At 65.7% G+C, this 20,481-nt stretch carries 19 protein-coding genes and 1 tRNA gene; 10 read left to right on the top strand and 10 right to left on the bottom strand.

The window, feature by feature from the left end; all coding sequences use genetic code 11:
- Positions 1 to 3: 3 nt before the first annotated feature.
- The 5 genes from E7811_RS13265 to E7811_RS13245 form a co-directional block, all read right to left on the bottom strand.
- Positions 4 to 270, bottom strand: a complete 267-nt coding sequence (locus tag E7811_RS13265; protein WP_136395125.1) for an acyl carrier protein — start codon at positions 268 to 270, stop codon at positions 4 to 6.
- Positions 236 to 1,297, bottom strand: a complete 1,062-nt coding sequence (locus E7811_RS13260) for a hypothetical protein (protein ID WP_136395124.1) — start codon at positions 1,295 to 1,297, stop codon at positions 236 to 238. Before E7811_RS13260 ends, E7811_RS13265 begins: the two co-directional genes overlap by 35 nt.
- A gap of 248 nt (positions 1,298 to 1,545) precedes the next feature.
- Positions 1,546 to 2,442 carry a calcium-binding protein gene (locus E7811_RS13255; protein ID WP_168733023.1) on the bottom strand — a complete coding sequence of 299 codons (897 nt, stop codon included), beginning with the start codon at positions 2,440 to 2,442 and terminating at the stop codon, positions 1,546 to 1,548.
- 127 nt (positions 2,443 to 2,569) lie between these two features.
- A complete protein-coding gene (locus E7811_RS13250; protein WP_136395122.1) occupies positions 2,570 to 3,487 on the bottom strand; it encodes a restriction endonuclease in 918 nt (305 codons plus the stop codon).
- A gap of 143 nt (positions 3,488 to 3,630) precedes the next feature.
- Positions 3,631 to 3,705 (bottom strand) — tRNA-Gln (locus E7811_RS13245).
- Between the two features lie 80 nt (positions 3,706 to 3,785).
- Here E7811_RS13245 and E7811_RS13240 point away from each other — a divergent pair.
- Together E7811_RS13240 and E7811_RS13235 are read left to right on the top strand one after the other, a co-directional pair.
- Entirely contained in the window at positions 3,786 to 4,964 is a 1,179-nt protein-coding gene (locus E7811_RS13240) for a BaiN/RdsA family NAD(P)/FAD-dependent oxidoreductase (RefSeq protein ID WP_136395121.1), read from the top strand.
- A 191-nt stretch (positions 4,965 to 5,155) separates the two neighbouring features.
- Entirely contained in the window at positions 5,156 to 6,922 is a 1,767-nt protein-coding gene (locus tag E7811_RS13235) for a SulP family inorganic anion transporter (protein WP_136395120.1), read from the top strand.
- Positions 6,923 to 6,989: 67 nt separating this feature from the next.
- Here the strand turns inward: E7811_RS13235 and E7811_RS13230 are convergent, their stop codons facing one another.
- Positions 6,990 to 8,165, bottom strand: coding sequence for an NAD(P)/FAD-dependent oxidoreductase (locus tag E7811_RS13230; protein ID WP_246020432.1), 1,176 nt, complete (start codon positions 8,163 to 8,165; stop codon positions 6,990 to 6,992).
- A 142-nt stretch (positions 8,166 to 8,307) separates the two neighbouring features.
- Between E7811_RS13230 and E7811_RS13225 the strand changes: the two genes are divergently transcribed.
- Complete coding sequence (locus tag E7811_RS13225) at positions 8,308 to 9,069, top strand: helix-turn-helix transcriptional regulator (protein WP_136395119.1); 762 nt, start codon at positions 8,308 to 8,310, stop codon at positions 9,067 to 9,069.
- Positions 9,070 to 9,494: 425 nt separating this feature from the next.
- On the opposite strand, the gene tsf is transcribed toward E7811_RS13225, so the two are convergent.
- Together tsf and rpsB are read right to left on the bottom strand one after the other, a co-directional pair.
- Positions 9,495 to 10,403, bottom strand: coding sequence for a translation elongation factor Ts (gene tsf, locus E7811_RS13220; RefSeq protein WP_136395118.1), 909 nt, complete (start codon positions 10,401 to 10,403; stop codon positions 9,495 to 9,497).
- A gap of 74 nt (positions 10,404 to 10,477) precedes the next feature.
- Positions 10,478 to 11,239, bottom strand: a complete 762-nt coding sequence (rpsB, locus tag E7811_RS13215; protein ID WP_136395117.1) for a 30S ribosomal protein S2 — start codon at positions 11,237 to 11,239, stop codon at positions 10,478 to 10,480.
- Between the two features lie 308 nt (positions 11,240 to 11,547).
- Here rpsB and E7811_RS13210 point away from each other — a divergent pair, with 308 nt between their 5' ends.
- The 3 genes from E7811_RS13210 to E7811_RS13200 all read left to right on the top strand — a co-directional run bounded on the left by E7811_RS13210 (position 11,548) and on the right by E7811_RS13200 (position 14,312).
- Positions 11,548 to 12,444 carry a PfkB family carbohydrate kinase gene (locus tag E7811_RS13210; protein WP_136395116.1) on the top strand — a complete coding sequence of 299 codons (897 nt, stop codon included), beginning with the start codon at positions 11,548 to 11,550 and terminating at the stop codon, positions 12,442 to 12,444.
- Positions 12,441 to 13,433 carry a pseudouridine-5'-phosphate glycosidase gene (locus tag E7811_RS13205; RefSeq protein WP_136395115.1) on the top strand — a complete coding sequence of 331 codons (993 nt, stop codon included), beginning with the start codon at positions 12,441 to 12,443 and terminating at the stop codon, positions 13,431 to 13,433. The genes E7811_RS13210 and E7811_RS13205 overlap by 4 nt, the downstream gene beginning before the upstream one ends.
- 96 nt (positions 13,434 to 13,529) lie before the next feature.
- Complete coding sequence (locus E7811_RS13200) at positions 13,530 to 14,312, top strand: DUF502 domain-containing protein (protein ID WP_136395114.1); 783 nt, start codon at positions 13,530 to 13,532, stop codon at positions 14,310 to 14,312.
- Here the strand turns inward: E7811_RS13200 and E7811_RS13195 are convergent, their stop codons facing one another.
- Entirely contained in the window at positions 14,313 to 15,086 is a 774-nt protein-coding gene (locus E7811_RS13195) for a 3-hydroxybutyrate dehydrogenase (RefSeq protein WP_136395113.1), read from the bottom strand.
- Between the two features lie 390 nt (positions 15,087 to 15,476).
- Here E7811_RS13195 and E7811_RS13190 point away from each other — a divergent pair, with 390 nt between their 5' ends.
- Both E7811_RS13190 and E7811_RS18355 read left to right on the top strand, forming a co-directional pair.
- On the top strand, positions 15,477 to 17,189 hold the full coding sequence (locus tag E7811_RS13190; RefSeq protein WP_168733022.1) for an extracellular solute-binding protein: 1,713 nt from the start codon (positions 15,477 to 15,479) through the stop codon (positions 17,187 to 17,189).
- Positions 17,190 to 17,214: 25 nt separating this feature from the next.
- Positions 17,215 to 17,343: a hypothetical protein gene (locus E7811_RS18355; RefSeq protein ID WP_281277057.1), complete on the top strand. Its 129-nt coding sequence runs from the start codon at positions 17,215 to 17,217 to the stop codon at positions 17,341 to 17,343.
- Between the two features lie 262 nt (positions 17,344 to 17,605).
- On the opposite strand, the gene E7811_RS13185 is transcribed toward E7811_RS18355, so the two are convergent.
- Positions 17,606 to 18,229 carry a helix-turn-helix domain-containing protein gene (locus tag E7811_RS13185; protein WP_136395111.1) on the bottom strand — a complete coding sequence of 208 codons (624 nt, stop codon included), beginning with the start codon at positions 18,227 to 18,229 and terminating at the stop codon, positions 17,606 to 17,608.
- A 64-nt stretch (positions 18,230 to 18,293) separates the two neighbouring features.
- Between E7811_RS13185 and E7811_RS13180 the strand changes: the two genes are divergently transcribed.
- Both E7811_RS13180 and E7811_RS13175 read left to right on the top strand, forming a co-directional pair.
- Entirely contained in the window at positions 18,294 to 19,817 is a 1,524-nt protein-coding gene (locus E7811_RS13180; protein ID WP_136395110.1) for a class I adenylate-forming enzyme family protein, read from the top strand.
- Positions 19,814 to 20,470: a DsbA family oxidoreductase gene (locus E7811_RS13175; protein ID WP_136395109.1), complete on the top strand. Its 657-nt coding sequence runs from the start codon at positions 19,814 to 19,816 to the stop codon at positions 20,468 to 20,470. Before E7811_RS13180 ends, E7811_RS13175 begins: the two co-directional genes overlap by 4 nt.
- The last annotated feature ends 11 nt before the right edge of the window (positions 20,471 to 20,481 follow it).

Here is a 20,481-nt window from a genome sequence, read left to right as displayed (position 1 = left end):
GGATCAACCCGGCACGGGGCGGGCCAGCAGGTCTTCCAGCGCGGCCACCACTTCGGACAGGGTCTTTGACCTGAAAATGACCTCGGGCTGGATCTCGATCTCCAGCGTCTCTTCCAGGGCCATGATGATCTCGTAGGTGGATAGGCTGTCGAGATCGAGCTGCGACAGGATCAGGTCGGCATCGCCATGGGCGGCCGCGGCGAACTGCGGCTTGTCATAAAGGCCGCATGTCGTATCAAGGGCGCTCAGAACCGCCTTGCGCACATCCATATGGGGGCGTGCCTTTCTGTGTCAGGGACGTATGATCGGAAACCCGGCGCCCGGTCTGGCGGGGCATTACCTTGCAGGCAGTGAATACGACCGGCATGTCGAAGACGTCACTGTTCGCCTTCCGGTAGGCCGTGACCTTCAGGCCAAAGCCGCAGCCGTTTACAAGATCGGTCATGATCCGGCAAAAATCCAGCGCCATCGGCCGTCCGAGGCAAAGATGCCGGCCCGCGCCGAAGAAGCGCAGCCTGTCGGCCTCGGTCCCGTTATTGAAGCCGTCCAGCCCGCATTCCACCTGCTGGCCGGCTGAAACCGGGCACCCCGCAACCACCTTGTCGATCGTGGCGATGCGCCCGATCATCGGCACCCCGGTGTCGGTCGGGATCGCAGGCATCGGATTGCGGTCCAGCCGCCCCCCGTCAAGTCGCGACAGGTGCCGGTGCAAAGACTGTCCGAACGTTCCCAGAAGGCCGTCATAGCCCATCCACCACTGCCCCACGCGAATGGCGAGGCTGCGCGGGCCGTCATCGGGAAACCGGGCCTCCGCCTCGGCCAACTGCGCCCGGATCGCGGCGTCAAGCCGCCGCCGCGCGGCCACCCCCATGTTCGAGCTGAACAGGGACAGGACAGGGTCGATGCCGCTGGCCCTGCGTCGGAGGCCGGTGAAGGGCTCCAGGAAATCGGCGGTCGCCTCCTGCAGAAACGGCATCAGGTCGATCTCGGGCCCGGTGGCGATCACGTGGCGGTCAAAGCGCGCGCGGATTGCGGCCTCCGCGCGCCGGGTCTTCAAGGTGCGATCGCGGTTCAGAAAGGCTGCCGTATCGCGCCGCAGGTCGGCATGCTCCTGACCTGTCGACCAAAGCGGCAGGTGCGACATCACGGTGACGGTGGCGGAAAGGTCAATGCCCAGGCGGTCGGCCAGTTCGGCGACAAAGCGCACATGGGGCGTTTCGGCAAAATCCTCGTCGGCCAGGATTTCGGCCGCCGGAGGCCCGGAAAAACGTCGCATCGCGGCGGGTCTGATATCCATCTTTGCCAATTGCCTTGCCGGTTCTCCAGGAATGCGGACCGGACACACTGGCAGATCGACCGGGGCTCGCACGCGGGCGCAGCATTCCGTGAAGGGCCGTCACGGTCAACCGGTTTCCGGTCGCGGGCCGGGTGCTGCCTTGACACTGGCCGAAGGGGGAAAGCCGGCCCGCCGGAGAAAGGCAGGGCGGAGAAAGCGGCAGGGGGTAAAGGGGCAGGGCGGCGCCAGTGGCCGCCCCGCCCGAAGGATCAGGCAAACAGGAAATCGTCCGCGGTCAGGTCCGAGGCCTGGACATCCTTCACCTCGATGAAGCCGCCGGAATGGAAGACCCGGACATCGTCGCCGCGCTGGCGGATCGTCAGGTCATCGAAGGACTGCACGCCGCCGGTGAAGACGATCAGGTCGAGCCCGTCTTCGAAATCCACGATCCGGTCGCGCCCTGCGCCGGGGGCAAAGACGAAATGATCGGCCCCGTCACCGCCATCCAGCCGGTCACGCCCGTTGCCGCCGGTGATCGTGTCGTTGCCTTCGCCGCCGAAGATCCGGTCGCGGCCATTGCCGCCCGACAGGACGTCATCGCCGGCACCGCCCAGCAGGACGTCCCAGCCGCGGCCGCCGACCATGGAGTCGTCGCCCCACTGGCCCCAGACACGGTCGTTGCCCGCGTTGCCTGCGCAGGTGTCGGCCCCCGCGCCGCCCTCGATGCTGTCCGACCCGGCGCCGCCCTCGATGCTGTCGTCGCCGCGCTGGCCGTCGATGCTGTCACGTCCGCGCCCGCCGCGGGCATGGTCGCGCCCGTCGCCGCAGCTGATGTCGTCATCGTCATCCGACCCGAAGCGGTCGTCAAAGCCCCGTCCGCCGCGGCCGCCGCGGTCGTCATCGGGTTCGACGCGGGTGATCGTGCCGTCGGGCAGGATATATTCCTCGATCCCCTCAAGGTAGATGCCGGGATCGTCCGTGGGCGTCAGCGTCACACGCTCGATATAGCCCCGCTCGACGTCGACCTTGGTGATCGTGCCATCGGGATTGACGGTATAGGTTTCATCGGCCTCGATCGGCTCCCACTCCCAGACGCCGTCGTCATATTCCTCGACCCGGGTGACGGTGCCGTTCGTGATCGTGATGCGATAAAGATCGTCAGACATGGTACCTCCAATTGCTCGTGCAAGACCCATCTTCGCCGCGAACGACCGATGGGAAATCCCGCCGAGGGTATAAGCCCGGGGTTCTATACCGCAGGTTTACGGCAGAAATTTGCCGCAATCCCTTGGGTCAGGCGAAGTAATCCTCATCCACGCTCTGGATGGTGTATGTGGCACGAACCCGGACGCCGACACCGTGCTTCAACATCAGTGCGGCCAGTTGCTGACCCTCGATCAGGACGATCCGCTGTTGCACGCGCTGAACGTAGTCCCGAGCTTCCCTGGAAAAATCCGACGTTGTGACAAAGACACCTTTGGTTGCCCCCTCGCCGCTCAACGACCCGACGAAACGCTGGATGTCCGGGCGGCTCACCTTGTTGTCCGGAGCGTAACGCTTCGCCTGGATGTACACAGCGTCCAAACCCAGGGCGTCTTCGAAGATGATGCCGTCAATTCCGCCGTCCCCTGCCGTCTTGGTGAGGTGTCCGTTTGCCAGGTTCCCATTTCCAAACCCCATCGCCCCCAGAAGATCCAGGATCACCCGTTCAAACCGCTGAGGGCTAAGGTCGTACAGCATCCCCAAGAGTTCGTCCCGCAGGGCAGACTCGAGAAGTCTGTTAGCCGCTTCCATCGCGTCTTCAGGTGTCTGATTGTCGTCAATCCGAACGGCTTCCGGAACGTGGCCAACGCCTTCGCCATGACCTGATGCAGATGTCCTCCAAGCGGTGAACGACCCGAACTGGTCCAGAAATTTGTTGTCTATCGTCGCTGGGTTCTTTGCGAGGACTTCCCGGCCAAGTGCGGTGATCACATGCAGGTTGCGCTTGGGCGACTCCAGCAGACCGGCTTTGGACAGATAGGTTCTTGCCCAGTGAGTCCTGCTTTGGAGCACCGTGACCCGTCCACTGGGCAAGAGTTCCTCGGCCTCCTCGTCGGTGATGGCGAGCTGGTGTTTGATCGCTGGCAGGCACTCGGCGACGTTCTTGGCACCGTCCGCAAAGAGCTTCAGAACAGGAAGCATAAGCGTTTCGTAATCGGGAATGGCCATGGAACGGTCCTACGCGGTCTGCGGAAGCATCCTACCGAACCCAAACCCGCGGTCAACGATTGGGGCACCCCTTGGGGCAACAGCAAGAGGGCGCCTGTCCGGAACCCATTGGATCGATTGGCACCTTGAACCGAGTGAGAGATTGGCTGGGGCGCCAGGATTCGAACCTGGGAATGGCGGTACCAAAAACCGCTGCCTTACCACTTGGCGACGCCCCAACCGTGGGCGGGTATCTACCGAACCGCGCCGGAGGCTGCAAGAGGCTTTTCGCGGAAAAATCCGCAGGCTATGGCAGGGCATGGAAACCTTTGATGTCATCGTTCTGGGGGCAGGGGCGGCGGGGATGTTCGCCGCGATCGAGGCGGGCCGCAGGGGCCGCCGCGTGCTGCTTCTGGACCACGCCCGAAACCCCGGCGAGAAGATCCGCATCTCGGGCGGCGGGCGGTGCAACTTCACCAACCTGCACATCGCGCCCGAACGCTTCCTGTCGCGGAACCCGCGTTTCGCGCTGTCGGCGCTGAAACGCTTCACGCAATGGGATTTCATCGCCCGCGTCGATGCGGCCGGAATCGCCTGGCATGAAAAGACGCTGGGGCAGTTGTTCTGCGACGGCTCGGCGAAAGAGATCATCGCCATGCTTCTTGCCGATCTCCATGCGGCGGGCGTGGAACTGGGCCTGTCCACCACGATCGACAGCTGGGCGAAGGGGGCGGGCGGCTTCCGCATCGGCACCTCGCGCGGGACGATCGCGGCGCAATCCCTGATCGTGGCGACCGGCGGCAAGTCCATTCCGAAGATGGGCGCCACGGGAATCGGCTATCGCATCGCCGAGGATTTCGGCCTGCGCGTCACCGAAACGCGGCCCGCGCTGGTGCCGCTGACCTTCGCCGAACAGGATCTGGCGGCGTTGAAGCCGCTTGCGGGCATCGCGGTCGAGGGGCGCGCGACGGCCAATGGCACCAGCTTCGACGAGGCGATCCTCTTTACCCACCGTGGCCTGTCGGGGCCTGCGATCCTTCAGGTCAGTTCCTACTGGCGCGAAGGCTGCGAGGTGGTTGTGGATCTCATGCGCGGGCGCGATGCCGCCACGGCGCTGCGCGAGATGCGGGGGCAGGCGGGCCGCGTGGCGATCCGCACCGCGTTGGCGCGGATGATGCCGGAACGTCTGGCGCGCCATGTCGAGACGATGTCGGGCCTGACCGGCAACCTGGCCGATCAGTCGAACGCGCGGATCGAGGCGCTGGCCGGGCTGATCCACGGCTGGCATCTGCGGCCCGTGGGGACCGAAGGCTACCGGACAGCCGAGGTGACGCTGGGTGGCGTGGAAACCGACGACCTTGACGCGCGCACGATGGAGGCACGCAAGGTGCCGGGGCTGTTTTTCGTGGGCGAGGTCGTCGATGTGACAGGGTGGCTTGGCGGGTACAATTTCCAATGGGCCTGGTCGTCAGGCTGGGCGGCCGGCCAGGTTGCGTGAAGACTGGGCAAAATGCCGATAATCAATATTATGTAATATAAGGTGACGCTTTGGCCGGGGAAAACCGCGCTGACCGGGCCGTTGCCTCGTGGCACAGACAAGATCGCCAGGTCATTCCGACACATTCAAATCTTGAAATGTAACGAGCCAGCCCTTACACCCTGTGCCATCTGGCACGACAGGACGACAGGATGCTGCGCCGTTACTTTCCGATCCTTACATGGGGCGCGGCCTATGACCGTGCGGCGCTGACCAGCGACCTGATTGCCGCAGTGATCGTGACGATCATGCTGATCCCGCAATCGCTGGCCTATGCGCTTCTGGCCGGGCTGCCGGCCGAGGTCGGGCTTTACGCCTCGATCGCACCCTTGATCCTTTACGCGGTCTTCGGGACGTCGCGCGCGCTGGCGGTTGGCCCGGTGGCGGTCGCCTCGCTGATGACGGCGGCGGCGGTCGGACAGTTCACCAGCCAGGGCACGCCGGAATATTACGGCGCGGCCATCGCGCTGGCCTTCCTGTCCGGGCTGATTCTCTTGGGGATGGGTATCCTGCGCCTTGGGTTCATCGCCAATTTCCTGAGCCATCCGGTCATCTCGGGCTTTATCTCGGCCTCGGGTATCATCATTGCCACAAGCCAGATCCCGCATCTCCTGGGCATCTCGGCCTCGGGCCACAACCTTCTGGAACTTTTACATAATATAATTGACGGCCTTGGCGGTGTCTCGATCGCTACCATGCTGATCGGCTTGCCGGCGGCGGCTTTCTTGCACTGGTCGCGGACGCGCATGAAGGGCTGGTTGAAGGCGCGAGGCTGGCAGGATCGCGCGGCAGGCACCATCGCGCGCACGGCGCCGGTCATGGCGGTCTTCGCGACCACCCTAGTCACCTTTCTCTTCGGGCTGGACGGATGGGGCGTGGCCATCGTGGGCGACATCCCCTCGGGCCTGCCGGTGCCCACTCTGCCGCCCTTCGATCCGGGCCTCTGGGCGACCATCGCTGTGCCTGCGGCGCTGATTTCCATCGTGGGCTATGTCGAAAGCATCTCGGTTGCGCAGACACTGGCCGCGAAAAGGCGCCAACGCATTGATCCGGATCAGGAATTGGTGGCACTTGGTGCCGCCAATGTCGGTTCGGCCGTCTCGGGCGGGTTTCCGGTGACCGGGGGATTTGCGCGATCGGTCGTCAATTTCGACGCGGGGGCCGAAACCCCCGCCGCCGGGGCCTTCACCGCCGTGGGCATGGCTTTGGCGACGGTCTTCCTGACCCCCCTGCTCCACTACCTGCCCAAGGCCACCCTTGCAGCGACAATCATCGTCGCGGTGCTGTCCCTGGTCGATCTGGGCGCGCTGCGGCGCACCTGGGCCTACAGCCGGATCGACTTTGCCGCGATGGCCGCGACGATCCTCGTCACCCTCGGCGCCGGGGTCGAGGCGGGGATCTCGGCGGGCGTGCTCTTGTCGCTGGTTCTGCATCTGTGGCGCACGTCGCGCCCGCATGTGGCGATCGTGGGCCAGGTCCCCGGAACCGAACATTTCCGCAATGTGGAGCGACACGCAGTTGTCACGGCACCTGATGTTCTGTCCATAAGGGTCGACGAATCCCTGTATTTTCCGAATGCCCGATTCCTCGAGGATACGGTCTATGGCCATGTCGCGGCCAATCCTGCGATCCGCCATGTGGTGCTGATGTTCCCGGCGGTGAATGCGGTGGATTCCTCGGCCCTGGAAAGCCTCGAGGCGATCAACGCGCGGCTGAAGGACAGCGGCGTATCCCTGCATCTGACCGAGGTGAAGGGGCCGGTGATGGACCGGCTGAAGCGCAGCCATTTCCTGCAGGATCTGACCGGCCGGGTGTTCCTGACCCAGTATGACGCGCTGCGCCATCTGGCCCCCGACCTGACCGCGCGCACGCTTGCCGCCTGCCGGCGCGAGACGCAAAGGAACGGCGGGCAGGCCTGATCCCGTTCATACTGGCTCGAATATCCGCGGGGGTCCGGGGGCAGCCAGCCCCCAGCCCTCGCCGCACCTAGACCACGCCCAGTTCGCGGAATGGCCGCCCGGCAATGACGCGGTCGATCGAAAGGTCGGTCATGTCGATCGACCGCCAGCCGCCGGTCAACAGATGTTCGGCGATGGCGCGCCCCGCCGCCGGGGCCTGTTGCAGCCCGTGGCCGGAAAAGCCGTTGATGAAATAAAGGTTCGGCCTGTCCGGATGCGGGCCCAGGATCGCGTTTTGGTCCAGGCTGTTGTATTCGTAATGACCGACCCAGTGGCGGATCACCTTGACCGCATCGAACCCCGGCGCGCGGTGCCAGAGCTGTTCCCAGATCACCTCTTCAAACAGATGCAGATCGGGCTCGAAATCGTTGAAATCGCACGGCCCGTCATCCTGCGGAACGGTCGCGGTGATCCATTGCCCATGTTCGGGCCGCAGATAGAACCCATGGTCGATCAACAGCGGCGCGTCCGGGTGGCGCGCGTTCGGGGCGTCGATCACGAAGACGGTGCGCTTGCGGGGTTCAACGGGCAGGTCAAGGCCCGCCATCCGCGCCACCACGGCAGCCCGCGGCCCTGCGGCGTTCACCACCGCACCACAGGGGATGCGGCCGCCCTGCCCCAGCACCGCAGCCGTGACGCGCCCGCCCTCGACCTCCAGCGCCGTGACCTCGTCCTTGACGAAGGTCGCGCCGCGGTTGCGCGCGGCTTCGCGGAACCCCTGCACAAGGCCCATGTTGTCGAACCAGCCCTCGTCCCGCGGGCCGAAGGACCCGGCCACCAGATCATCGGTGTTCATCCAGGGAAAGCGTTCGGACAGCGCCTCGGGGCCAAGGATTTCGGTCGCGGCGCCAAGGCCGCGCTGCATCTCGGCCAGATCCTCCATCAACCGCGCCTTTTCCGGGTTCGAGGTCACGAAAAGATAGCCGTTTTCCTTCAGGCCCAGGTTGGCCACGGCCGGATCAAGCCCAAGGCGTTCCGGAAAGTTCCGTATGAAATCAACGCCAAAGCGCGACATTTTCACGTTGATCGCGGTCGAGAACTGGCTGCGGACCGAGGCCACGGACAGCGCCGTGGACGAGGTCGCATAGCTGGGATCACGCTCGGCGACCGTGACCTTCAGGCCGGGGTGCATCTCGACCAGCCAATAGGCAGTCGCCGCCCCCATCACAGCACCGCCCACGATCACCACATCCTGCCGTTCCAATGCCCGTCTCCTTAGGGGTCTGATTCCCAATCCCGCTTGCGGCCTCGACAAGACACCCGGAGGTTGGGTAAGACAAGAGAGGGATGAGCAACAGGGACGTGTGGCGCGCGCGCCGGCGCGGGCCGTCTGCGGGATAGTGACAATGCAACATGACGTTCTGCCACTTCTGGGGCGGATCGCGGAAGCGTCGTCCGTCGACGCGGCTTTTGATCTGGCCTTGGGGATGTTTCGCGGACATGGGTTTTCGCGCGTCAACTACGGCCTGACGCGGTTCCGCACGGAACGGTCGATCGGCGACCCGGATGATGCGCTGTTCCTGTCCTCCTGTCCGCCGGAATACACCAAGCTTTACTTTTCGGACGGTTTCTACATGCGGACGCCGCTGTTCCGCTGGGTATCGACCAATGTCGGCGCCTGCACCTGGCGGTGGGTTCAGGAGGCGCTCGAGGCGGGCACCCTTCCCCCCACCGAGGCCGAGGCCGTGCTGCAGAACCAACGGATCGGCGTCATCGCCGGGGTCAGCATCAGCTTTCCCGGCACCTCGAACCGCTCGAAAGCGGCGCTTGGCCTGATCGCCGATCCGGGAATGACCCATGATGATGTGGACCGCGTCTGGGACGGCCATCGCGACGCGATCCTGGCCGTTGCGCACATGATGCACCTCAAGATCCTCCAGCTGCCGCTGGTGACGCGCCGCCGCCCGCTGACGGACCGCCAGCGCGAGGTGCTGGGATGGGTGGCGGACGGAAAGACCACGCAGGACATCGCCCTGATCATGGGGGTTTCCACCGCGATGGTGGAAAAGCACCTGCGCCTTGCACGCGAGGCGCTGGATGTGGAAACCACGGCCCAGGCGGTGGCCAAGGGCACGCTGCTGAACTCGATCTTCGCCCGCCCGTCCTGAACCTGCGGTCCGGTTTTTACCGTCAGGTAAGGAATCCCTGACTTACCCTGCGTCAAGTGCATGTGCATCCTGAGCGTGTTCCGTGAGTGGTGGCTTCGGCCAGTGGAACACGCAGGGGGGTGGGCTGCATTTTCAGTCCGCCCTTCTGCACCCTTCCCTCCCCGCGCTTCCCGGGGCGGGAGGGGAACAACCTCCGGCGGGGAAATTGTCCGCCCCGAAGTGCCGGGAAAGCCTTGCGATCGTGCCTCATCCCCAGTGTTACGTCGCAAAAACCGAACGGGGCGCCGTCTGGCGCCCCGTTCGAACGCGGTCTGGCCGATACTCCGACGGGCGTCATCCGCAAGAAGGGCGCAAGCGCCCGCGCGACGATGAAAAAGGGCGGCCCGAAGGCCGCCCCCGTCATTCCGTTCCGGTGAAGGACCGGATCAGCCCTGGACCATCTTCGCCACTTCGGCGGCGAAGTCGTCTTCCTTCTTCTCGACGCCCTCGCCCACCATGACGCGGGCAAAGCCGGTGATCTCGACGCCGGCATCGGCCGCAGCCTGGGCCACGGTGACATCGGGGTTGATCACGAACTGCTGGCCAAGCAGCGTGTTCTCGGCAAGGAACTTCTTCATCCGGCCGGGGATGATGTTGTTGTGGATCACCTGTTCGGGCTTGGGCTTGGCCGAACTTGCGTTCTCTTCCAGCGCCTTGGCGGTCTGCACCGCCAGTTCGCGTTCCACCAGCGCCGGGTCCAGCGTGGCTTCGGACAGCGACAGCGGCGAGGTCGCGGCGATGTGCATCGCGAACTGCTTGCCGATTTCCTGCGCCTTGTCGGCCGGACCGTTCAGCGCGACCAGCACGCCGATCTTGCCCATGCCTTCGGTGGCGGCATTGTGGACATACGAGACGACGGTGTCGCCTTCCAGCGCGTGCATGCGGCGCAGGGTCATGTTTTCGCCGATGCGGGCGATGGCGTTCTGCAGGACGCTTTCGACCGGCTCGCCGTTCAGGTGGGTCGCTTTCAGCACCTCGACCGAATTGGCGGTATCCAGCGCAACGCGGGTGATGTCACGCACCAGCGCCTGGAAATCGGCGTTCTTGGCCACGAAGTCGGTTTCCGAGTTGATCTCGACCGCGACGCCGCGACCGGCCTTCACGGCCACGCCAACGAGGCCTTCGGCGGCCACGCGGTCGGCCTTCTTGGCGGCCTTCGCCAGGCCCTTAGTGCGCAGCCAGTCCACGGCGGCTTCCATGTCGCCGTTGGTTTCGGTCAGCGCCTTCTTGGCGTCCATCATGCCTGCGCCGGTCGATTCACGCAGTTCCTTCACCATTTGCGCGGTGATCGTCATGTCTCATCTCCTTGAACGGGACGGGGCCCGGCAGGATTACCCCCGCCGGGCAACAGCAGTGCGACGGCGGGGCCTCAGCCCTCGACGGCCTCTTCTTCCGGAGCGACTTCGAGCGCGCCCAGGTCGACGCCGGCGGCACCCATCTGCGCCGACATGCCGTCCAGCGCCGCACGGGCGACCAGATCGCAGTAAAGCGCGATGGCGCGGGCCGCGTCATCGTTGCCGGGGATCACGTAATCCACGCCCTTGGGCGAGCAGTTGGTGTCGACCACGGCCACGACCGGGATGCCCAGCTTCTTGGCTTCGGCGATGGCGAGGTCTTCCTTGCCCACGTCGATGATGAAGATCAGGTCCGGCAGGCCGCCCATCTCACGGATGCCGCCAAGGCTGGCCTGAAGCTTGGCCTGCTCGCGTTCCATGTTCAGCCGTTCTTTCTTGGTCAGGCCTTCTGCACCCGAGGCCAGCAGTTCGTCGAACTGCTTCAGGCGCTGGATCGACTGCGACACGGTCTTCCAGTTGGTCAGCGTGCCACCCAGCCAGCGGTGGTTCATGTAGTACTGCGCGCATTTCTCGGCGGCTTCGGCGACGGGCTTCTGCGCCTGACGCTTGGTTCCGACGAACAGGATGCGGCCGCCCTTGGCGACGGTGTCGCGCACGACCTTCAGCGCCTGGTCCAGCATCGGGACGGTCTGCGTCAGGTCGAGGATGTGAATGCCGTTGCGGTCGCCGTAGATGTACTCTGCCATCTTCGGGTTCCAGCGCTGCGTCTGGTGGCCGTAGTGAACGCCAGCTTCAAGCAGCTGACGCATGGAAAACTCGGGGAGCGCCATGTCCATTTCCTTTCCGGTTTGCGCCTCGGCGGATGTTCTCAGGGTTTCCCCCAACCGGTGGACCGCCGGGGATTTCTCCCCCGGAAGGCCCGCATCCGCCTGTGAAGTGGCGCGCATGTAGCTGCAACCGGCGGCCTTGGCAAGTCCAAACCCGGCAGGGCGCGGTCTTCCGCACGCAGGATTCCGGGGTTTTCCCGCAAAATAGGGTCGGGAAGCGTTCCTTTGGGGTCCGCGTTCGCTGTTCCCCGCGTTCGCTGTCCAATGACCCGACACCCCCGCTTGCGCGGGGCTGCGGCTTGGGCGACAAGGGCGGAATGAACGCAGCGCCCGACATCCTCTGCATCGGTTCCGTCCTCTGGGACATCATCGGCCGTTCGCCCGTGGCCATGCGGCTTGGGTCGGATGTGCCCGGCCGCATCACGCGCCTGCCCGGCGGGGTGGCGATGAACATCGCCATGACGCTGGCCCGCTTCGGGATGCGTCCGGCGCTTCTTTCGGTCGTCGGGCGCGATCCGGCGGGCGAGGAACTGACCGCCGCCTGCGCCCGGTTGGGGCTGATCACCGATCATCTCTACCGTTCCGACGATCTGCCGACCGACCAGTACACCGCCATCGAGGGGGCAAACGGCCTGATCGCGGCGATCGCCGATGCCCATTCCCTGGAAGTCGCGGGCGACCGCATCCTGCGCCCCCTCTCGGACGGAAGCCTTGGCGCGCCCGGCGCGCCCTGGGAGGGGCTGATCGCGCTGGACGGCAACCTGACGACCCGGCTTCTGGCCGACATCGCCGCCTCGCCGCTGTTTTCGATGGCCGACCTGCGGGTGGCCCCCGCGAGCCCCGGCAAGGCCGACCGGCTTTCGGTCCTGATGACCCATCCGCGCGCCACGCTCTATGTCAATCTGGAAGAGGCGGGCATCCTTGCCCGGCGCAGCTTTCGCGACGCGTCCGAGGCCGCGCATGCCCTGCTTGAACGCGGCGCGGCACGGGTTCTTGTCACCAATGGCGGGAAGGAATGTGCCGAGGGCACGCGCGGTGGCGGCGTGATCGCGGACAGCCCGCCGCCGGTTCTGGTGACGCGCGTCACCGGCGCGGGCGATACGTTCATGGCCGCCCATATCGCCGCCGAACGGCAGGGCGCAGGCCGCAGCGCCGCACTATCCTTGGCCCTTCAGGCCGCCGCAACCTATGTTTCCGGAGAGATCGGCGCATGAGCCTTCCCGCCAACCTTCCCGCCAACCTTCCCGCCAACCTTCCCCTCGTCCTGTCGCCCGAAGTGGCCGCCGCCCGTGCCGCGAGCCGCCCTGTCGTGGCGCTGGAATCGACCATCATCACCCACGGCATGCCCTTCCCACAAAATGTGGAAACCGCCCGCCGGGTCGAGGCCGAGGTGCGCGCGGGCGGCGCGGTGCCGGCCACGATCGCGGTGATGGGCGGGCAGATCCTGATCGGGCTGACGGACGGGCAGCTTGACGACCTGGGCCGGGCAAGGGATGTGCGGAAACTATCGCGCGCCGATCTTGCGGCCTGCCTTGTCACAGGCGAAACGGGCGCGACCACGGTCGCCGCAACCATGATCTGCGCGCATCTCGCCGGGATCGGCGTCTTTGCCACGGGCGGGATCGGCGGCGTGCATCGCGGGGCCGAAAGCTCGTTCGACATCTCGGCCGACCTTCAGGAACTGGCGGCAACCCCTGTCACCGTTGTCGCCGCCGGGGCAAAGGCGATCCTCGACCTGCCCAAGACGCTGGAGGTTCTGGAAACCCTGGGTGTGCCGGTGATCGCCGTCGGACAGGACGATTTCCCCGCCTTCTGGTCGCGTGCATCGGGCCTGCCCGCGCCCCTGCGGATGGACGATCCGGCGACCATCGCCGCCGCGCACGCGATGCGCGCCCGACTTGGCCTGCCCGGCGGGCAACTGGTGGCCAACCCGATCCCGACCGAGGCGGAAATCCAGCGCGAGGTGATCCTGCCGGTGATCGAGGCCGCGCTTGCCGAAGCCGCCGCCCATGGGATCGCCGCAAAGGGTGTCACCCCTTTCCTTCTGCAGCGCATCTTCGAATTGACCGGGGGGCGATCGCTCGACTCCAACATCGCGCTTGTGTTGAACAACGCGCGCCTTGCCGCGCGGATCGCGGCGGCCCTTGCGGACATGGTCGCGGATACGGGCGCGGACATGGGCGCGGACACGGCTGCAGACTGAGGGAAAGACCCCGCGAATTAACCCGCGCGGGCAGGCCCATTCCCATTGTTAAGCGACAGGGCGCCACATAGATTGCGCGCATCACAAGGATGCGCCATGACCGAAGACCCCCTTCACCCCCACCCGCACCGCAAGCGAGGTCTTCTCGGCTGGCTGCGCGCAAGCTTTCTGACGGGGCTTGTCGTCGTCCTGCCGATCGGTCTGACGATCTATCTGATCTGGACGGTGACGGGCTGGATCGACAGCTGGATCCTGCCGCTTTTACCGGAACAGATCCAGCCGCCCAAGCTGTTGCAGCAACTTCTGTGCGACCCGCCCGACGACAGCCTGATCCCGAACCCCCTGGCCGATCCGCCGCCCTTCTGGTGCCAGCCCGAAGGCTTCAACATCCGTGGCATCGGGGTGATCGTGTTTCTGGTCTTCACCGTTGTCGTCGGCTGGATCGCGCGCGGCCTGCTGGGCCGGTCGCTGCTGTCCTGGGCCGAGGGGCTGGTCGACCGGATGCCGGTCGTCCGGTCGATCTACAACGGCCTGAAGCAGATCGCCGAAACGGTCTTTGCCCAGACCGACACCAATTTCGAAAAGGCCTGCCTTGTCGAATACCCGAAGGAAAACATCTGGGCGATCGGCTTCGTCTCGACCAAGGCCAAGGGCGAACTTTCCACCAAGCTCGCCGGGCATGGCGAAATCCTGTCGGTCTTCGTGCCCACCACCCCGAACCCCACGTCGGGCTTCCTGCTTTATGTCCCGGCCAAGGACGTGATCATGCTCGACCTGAAGATCGAGGATGCGGCAAAGCTCATCATCTCGGCCGGTCTGGTCTATCCCAACCCGAAGGACCCGACGCAACCCCCCGAAGGCGGCCGCGCCGGACGCTGATCAAAGCGCGGTCCAGCCGCCGTCCACGCTGATCGTGGTGCCGGTGATCTGGTCTGCCGCGGGGCTGGAAAGGAACACGCAGGTTCCGCCGATCTGTTCGGTGGTGGCGAACTGGCGCGAGGGCTGGCGCAGCAGCATCACCTCGCGGATCACCGTCTCGCGGTCCATCCCGTGCACCTTCATCTGGTCGGGAATTTGCGCCTCGACCAGGGGCGTCAGCACATAGCCGGGGCAGATCGCGTTGCAGGTGATCCCCTGCCCGGCCGTTTCCAGCGCGATCGTCTTCGACAGGCCGACAACGCCGTGCTTGGCCGCGATATAGGCCGACTTGAAGGGCGAGGCGGTCAGCCCGTGGGCCGAGGCGATGTTGATCACCCTGCCCCATCCCTTCGCCCGCATCCCCGGTAGGGCGGCGGCGGCGGTGTGAAAGGCCGAACTCAGGTTGATCGCAAGGATCAGGTTCCACTTGTCCACCGGGAATTCGTCCACCGGGGCGACATGCTGGATGCCCGCGTTGTTCACCAGGATGTCGCAGGCGCCCGCCTTTTCGATCAGCGCGCGGCAGTCCGCGCCGTCGGACATGTCGGCGCGGATATAGCGGGCCTCGACGCCGAATTCGGTGGCGATGCCTGCGGCCAGCGCATGATCCTCATCCCGGTCGGTGAAGCTGTTCAGCACCACATCGGCCCCGGCCCGCGCCAGTTCGCGCGCCACCCCCAGCCCGATCCCGGAATTCGATCCGGTCACGACCGCCGTCTTGCCCTTCAAGCTCATCGCCTGCTCCTGTCCTGAAAACCGCCGCGAGATTAGCCAAGCCCGCCCCGCTTGGCCACATGCTGCGCTGCGGCTTGATGCCCAATTCACGGCGCAGAACAAAAAAAACGCCGGCGCGAGGCCGGCGTTCAGTCGTTGAGGCAGGTTTCATACAGGCAAGAAACCTATCGAGCAGTGCTTCTCTTATACGCCGTAAGTTGCCGGTGGCCAAGTTAAAAGTTTGAATTGGCCGTCACGCGCGTTTAGGCTGCGCCACAAGGAAATATGCCATCGAGGGGCGTTGCCAGAATGAAGAATATCCGTTTCCGAACTCTTTGGTCCGTCCCGGCCGCCGTTTTTGCCCTGCATCTGGCGAATCCCGCCTGGGCAGAGCCGGCGCATGGCATAGCTATGTATGGTGATCCGGCGCTCCCACCGGATTTTGTGTCGCTACCCTATGCCAATCCCGATGCGCCCAAGGGCGGAAGGATCGTCTTTGGCGAGGCCGGCAGTTTCGATTCGCTCAATCCCTTCATCCTCAAGGGCAATGCCCCCGCGGGCCTTTCCGCCCTCACGGTCGAGACGCTGATGGGCCGGTCTTATGACGAACCCTTCACCCTTTACGGCCTTCTCGCCGAATCGGTGGATACCGATGACGGGCGCACCTTCGTGGAATTCACGCTTCGCGAAAATGCGCGGTTCTCGGACGGCTCGCCGGTGACGGTCGAGGATGTGATGTGGTCCTTCGAGACCCTCGGCACGATCGGGTCGCCCCGCTATCATGGCGCCTGGAAGAAGGTCGCCGGCATGGAACAGACCGGCGACCGGTCGGTGCGCTTCACCTTCAACGTCGAGGACCGCGAACTGCCGCTGATCCTTGGCCTCAGGCCGATCCTGAAGAAGGCGCAGTGGGAGGGCAAGGCCTTCGACGAATCCTCGCTTGAGGCGCCGGTCGGTTCGGGGCCCTATGTGGTGGGCACCTTCGAGGCGGGCCGCTACATCACCTATGTCAGAAACCCCGACTGGTGGGGCAAGGACCTGCCCTTCAATCGCGGGCTGCACAATTTCGACGAGGTGCGCTACGACTATTTCGGCGATGCCGGCGTCATCTTCGAGGCCTTCAAGGCGGGCGAAATCTCAAGCTACCGTGAATCCAACGCCGCGAAATGGGACACGAACTATTCCTTCCCGGCGGTGGCCGCGGGCGATGTGGTGAAATCCGAAATCCCCCATCAACGCCCCTCGGGGATCGAGGGGCTGGTGTTCAACACCCGCCGCGCGATGTTTGCCGACTGGCGCGTGCGCGAGGCGCTGACGCTGGCCTTCAACTTCGAACTGATCAACCAGACCGTCACCGGCGGCAGCCAGCCGCGGATCCGGTCCTACTATTCCAACTCGGTCCTCGGTATGGAACCGGGCGCGCCCGCCACGGGGCTGGAACTGGACCTCTTGCAGCCCTTCGCCGCCGACCTGCCGCCCGGCACGATCGAGGGCTATGCCCTGCCTGTCTCGGACGGCACCGAGGCCAATCGCGGCAACATCCGCAAGGCGACGGCGCTTCTGGAAGAGGCGGGATGGAGCGTTCAGGACGGTGTGCTGAAGAACGCCGCGGGCGAAACCTTCACCTTCGACATCCTGTTCCAGAACGGCCAGGACGAGATGATCTCGATCGCGTCGATCTATGTCGAGGCGCTGAAACGGCTCGGGATCGCGGCGACCATCACCACGGTCGACAGCGCCCAGTACAAGGAACGCACCAACGCCTATGACTTTGACATGACCCATTACATCCGGTCCCTGTCACTGTCGCCGGGCAACGAACAGAACCTCTACTGGGGCGCGCAGGGCGTGACGGAACCGGGCACGCGGAACTGGATGGGCATGAATTCCCCCGCGGCGCAGGCGGCGATCGACCGGATGCTGACGTCGCGCTCGCGCGAGGATTTCATTGCGGCGACGCGCGCGCTTGACCGGGTGCTGACGGCCGGGCGCTATGTGATCCCGATCTGGTATGCCGACAGGTCGCGCCTTGCGCATCGCAAGGAATTGAAGTTCCCGCAGCGTTTGCCCATCTATGGTGACTGGATCGGGTTCCAGCCGGACGTCTGGTGGCAGGAACCCTGAGGCAAAAAAAGAAACGGGCAGGACAATGCGGAAAACAGGCAAATGGATTCTACTGGGGGCGGCGCTGCTCGCCCTTTCGGGCTGCGCGACGGTGGACGGCATCGGGCGCGACATTTCGGGCGGGGCGAACCGGGTGGCCGGCTGGTTCGGCTGATCCCCGCGATGGCGTGCGGTGCCACAACCGGATGAAGGGGGCTTTGCCCCCTCACCGCCTGCGGCGGCTCACCCCCAGGATATTTGCGCCAAAGTGAAGCAAGTTTGGCTCAAATTGCTTTCAACCTGACGAAAATATCCTCGGGGGGTGAATTTGGCGAAGCCAAAGAGGGGGGCAGACAGCCCCCCTTCCCTTCCTTTGCGGCCCGCGTACGGACCGGCCCCGCATTCGGAGCGGCCCCCGTCTTCGGTCCGGCCCGCCTTCAGACCAGGGATGTGACCCAGAGGATCGTGGCATCGTCCTCGCTGACGGAAACCACATTGTGCCCCATGGTGGCGTCGTAATAGGCGCTGTCGCCCCGCCGCAGGTCCACGGGTTCATAAAATTCGGTGTAAAGCCGCACGATGCCGGTCAGGACAAAGAGGAATTCCTCGCCGTCATGGCGCACCCAGCCGTCGAATTCCGCGATGTCGCGTGCGCGGATCGTGGCGCGGTAGGGCAGCATCCGCTTGCTTCGCAGCGAGGGTGCGAGAAGTTCGTGTTCGTAGGTCGCGGTGGCATGGGCCGCGCCGTCCCCCGTCCGGGTGATCGCCATCCGCCCGTTCACCTGCGCCTGCGATGGCGGTGTGAACAGCTGCGGAACCGAAATCTTCAGCCCCTCGGCCAGTTTCTTCAACGCCTCATAGGTGGGCGACATCTGGCCGTTCTCGATCTTCGACAGGGTCGACCGTGCCAGCCCCGCCTGCCGCGCGGCCTGGTCAAGCGTCCAGCCGCGCGCCTTGCGCAACTCGCGGACCCGTTCGGCGAGATTGAGCGGGGCCACTTCGGCCTCGCCTCCACCCTCGCGGGCGATACGAATGATGGACTTCGGATCGGTCACGGTCATGGCCTATGCCATAGGCCAGCTTGCCCCGCCTTGCAACGCCCCGTTGGCGGGGATAGCAGGGGGCATGCGTTCCGAATTCGCCTCTGCCCCCTGGCCCTCCTGCCCTGCCCCGTTCAACCTTGCCGCGCATGTGCTGGCCAGGGCCGGGGCGCGGGCCGACCGCAGCGCCTTGCAGGTGGTCCGGCCCACGGGCGCCGAAAGATGGAGCTACGCCCGGCTCGAGGCCGCTGTGCGGGGCACCGGCACGGGGTTCGGGCGCATGGGCCTTGCGCCCGGCGCACGGATCCTGATGCGGCTTGGCAATACGCCCGACTTCCCCGTGGTCTATCTTGCCGCCCTTGCGGCGGGTTTCGTGCCCGTGCCGACCTCGCCCCTTCTGACCGGGCCCGAGATCATGCGCATGGCGGCGGTTGTTGCGCCCGATCTGATCGTGGCCGGGCCCGACATCGCGCTGCCCGATCCGCTGACCTGCCCGGTTCTGCCATCGGACCGGCTGGCCGACATGGCCGCGCTTCCGCCCTGCGACTATGACATGGGCAGTCCGGACCGGCTGGCCTATGTGGTCTTCACCTCGGGCACCTCGGGGCGGCCGCAAGCCGTGGCCCATGCCCACCGCGCGATCTGGGCGCGGGGGATGATGCATCAGGGCTGGTACGGCCTGACCGAAGACGACCGGCTACTGCACGCAGGGGCGTTCAACTGGACCTTCACGCTGGGGACCGGGCTGCTCGATCCCTGGACCGTGGGGGCCACGGCCCTGATCCCCGCGCCGGGTGTCACGCCCGCGCAGATCCCGCATCTGGCGCGGCGCTTCGATGCGACGATCCTTGCAGGGGCGCCGGGCGTCTTCCGCCAGATGCTGCGCGAAGGGATGCCGCCCCTGCCCCGCCTGCGCCATGCGCTGGTTGCGGGCGAACGCCTGCCCGAGGCCCTGCGTGACGACTGGGTCGCCGCGACAGGCACGCCGATGCACGAGTCGCTTGGCATGTCGGAATGTTCGACCTTCATTTCCGGCAGCCCCGCGCGGCCCGCGCCCAGGGGGGCCACCGGCCACCCGCAACCCGGCCGGCATGTGGCAATCCTCGGCCCCGACGGGGCGCCCGTGCCCATCGGGGAAACCGGCGAGCTTGCCATCGCGCGAAGCGATCCGGGGCTTTTCCTGGAATACATCGGCGATCCTGCTGCCACCGCCGCCCGTTTCCGGGGCGACTGGTTCCTGACCGGCGACATGGCCCGTGCCGATGCCGGGGGGGCGATCACCTATCTGGGGCGCGATGACGACATGATGAACGCGGGCGGCTTCCGCGTCTCGCCGACCGAGGTGGAGGCTGCCTTCGCCGATTGCCCGGGCGTCGCGGAATGTGCCGCCGTCGAGGTCGAGGTGCGCGCGGATGTGCGGGTGATCGGCCTTTTCTACACCGGTCCGCAGCCGCTGGACGAGGCCGCCCTGGTCGCCCATGCGCAGGCTCGTCTGGCCCGCTACAAGGCACCCCGGCTCTACCGCCATCTCGATGCCCTGCCCCGGGGCGCGAACAACAAGCTGAACCGGCGCGCGCTGCGCGCCCTTGGTGCAGGAGACAGCGCATGATCCGCCTTGATGTCATTTCCGATCCGGTTTGCCCCTGGTGCTATATCGGCAAGGCCAACCTGGACCGCGCACTGGAATCCCATCCCGACCATCCCTTCGCGACCGAATGGCATCCGTTCCAGCTGAACCCCGACATGCCGCAGGGCGGAATGGATCGCGCGGCCTATCTCGAAGCCAAGTTCGGCGGCAAGGCAAAGGCCGTGGAAATCTATGCGCGGGTCGAACAGGCAGCGCGCGCGGCGGGGCTGGAGATCGACTTTGCCAACATCCCGCGCATCCCCAACACGCTGGACGCGCATCGCCTGATCCACTGGGCGGGGCTGGAGGGGCGGCAGACGCCGGTGGTATCGGCGCTGTTCCGCGCCTATTGGCGCGAGGGGCGCGACATCGGCGAGGCCGGGACGCTGGCCGATATCGGCGAGGCTTGCGGGCTGGACCGGGCGATGATCGCGCGGCTTCTGGCTTCGGATGCCGATGCCGCGATGATTTCCGAACGCGATGCACATGCCCGCGCGCGCGGCGTGACAGGCGTTCCGACCTTCATCCTGGCAGACCGCTATGTGGTGACCGGCGCGCAGCCGCCCGAGCTTTGGGCGCAGGTGATCGCAGACATCGCCGCACAATCGCAGGACGCGCAGGACCCGCAAGGCTGATCCGTGGGCCA

Origin of the sequence: Aliigemmobacter aestuarii (genome assembly GCF_004799285.1) — a bacterium.
Taxonomy (GTDB): Bacteria; Pseudomonadota; Alphaproteobacteria; order Rhodobacterales; family Rhodobacteraceae; genus Aliigemmobacter; species Aliigemmobacter aestuarii.
Note: the sequence above shows the minus strand (reverse complement) of the source record. Positions and strands in the feature narration are given on the sequence as shown.

Excerpts from the sequence above, each read along its gene's own strand:
- E7811_RS13265 (WP_136395125.1), bottom strand. The coding sequence starts at position 270 with ATGGATGTGCGCAAGGCGGTTCTGAGCGCCCTTGATACGACATGCGGC.
- E7811_RS13260 (WP_136395124.1), bottom strand. The coding sequence starts at position 1,297 with ATGGATATCAGACCCGCCGCGATGCGACGTTTTTCCGGGCCTCCGGCG.
- E7811_RS13255 (WP_168733023.1), bottom strand. The coding sequence starts at position 2,442 with ATGTCTGACGATCTTTATCGCATCACGATCACGAACGGCACCGTCACC.
- E7811_RS13250 (WP_136395122.1), bottom strand. The coding sequence starts at position 3,487 with ATGGCCATTCCCGATTACGAAACGCTTATGCTTCCTGTTCTGAAGCTC.
- E7811_RS13240 (WP_136395121.1), top strand. The coding sequence starts at position 3,786 with ATGGAAACCTTTGATGTCATCGTTCTGGGGGCAGGGGCGGCGGGGATG.
- E7811_RS13235 (WP_136395120.1), top strand. The coding sequence starts at position 5,156 with ATGCTGCGCCGTTACTTTCCGATCCTTACATGGGGCGCGGCCTATGAC.
- E7811_RS13225 (WP_136395119.1), top strand. The coding sequence starts at position 8,308 with ATGCAACATGACGTTCTGCCACTTCTGGGGCGGATCGCGGAAGCGTCG.
- tsf (WP_136395118.1), bottom strand. The coding sequence starts at position 10,403 with ATGACGATCACCGCGCAAATGGTGAAGGAACTGCGTGAATCGACCGGC.
- rpsB (WP_136395117.1), bottom strand. The coding sequence starts at position 11,239 with ATGGACATGGCGCTCCCCGAGTTTTCCATGCGTCAGCTGCTTGAAGCT.
- E7811_RS13210 (WP_136395116.1), top strand. The coding sequence starts at position 11,548 with ATGAACGCAGCGCCCGACATCCTCTGCATCGGTTCCGTCCTCTGGGAC.
- E7811_RS13205 (WP_136395115.1), top strand. The coding sequence starts at position 12,441 with ATGAGCCTTCCCGCCAACCTTCCCGCCAACCTTCCCGCCAACCTTCCC.
- E7811_RS13200 (WP_136395114.1), top strand. The coding sequence starts at position 13,530 with ATGACCGAAGACCCCCTTCACCCCCACCCGCACCGCAAGCGAGGTCTT.
- E7811_RS13195 (WP_136395113.1), bottom strand. The coding sequence starts at position 15,086 with ATGAGCTTGAAGGGCAAGACGGCGGTCGTGACCGGATCGAATTCCGGG.
- E7811_RS13190 (WP_168733022.1), top strand. The coding sequence starts at position 15,477 with ATGTATGGTGATCCGGCGCTCCCACCGGATTTTGTGTCGCTACCCTAT.
- E7811_RS18355 (WP_281277057.1), top strand. The coding sequence starts at position 17,215 with ATGCGGAAAACAGGCAAATGGATTCTACTGGGGGCGGCGCTGCTCGCC.
- E7811_RS13185 (WP_136395111.1), bottom strand. The coding sequence starts at position 18,229 with ATGACCGTGACCGATCCGAAGTCCATCATTCGTATCGCCCGCGAGGGT.
- E7811_RS13180 (WP_136395110.1), top strand. The coding sequence starts at position 18,294 with ATGCGTTCCGAATTCGCCTCTGCCCCCTGGCCCTCCTGCCCTGCCCCG.
- E7811_RS13175 (WP_136395109.1), top strand. The coding sequence starts at position 19,814 with ATGATCCGCCTTGATGTCATTTCCGATCCGGTTTGCCCCTGGTGCTAT.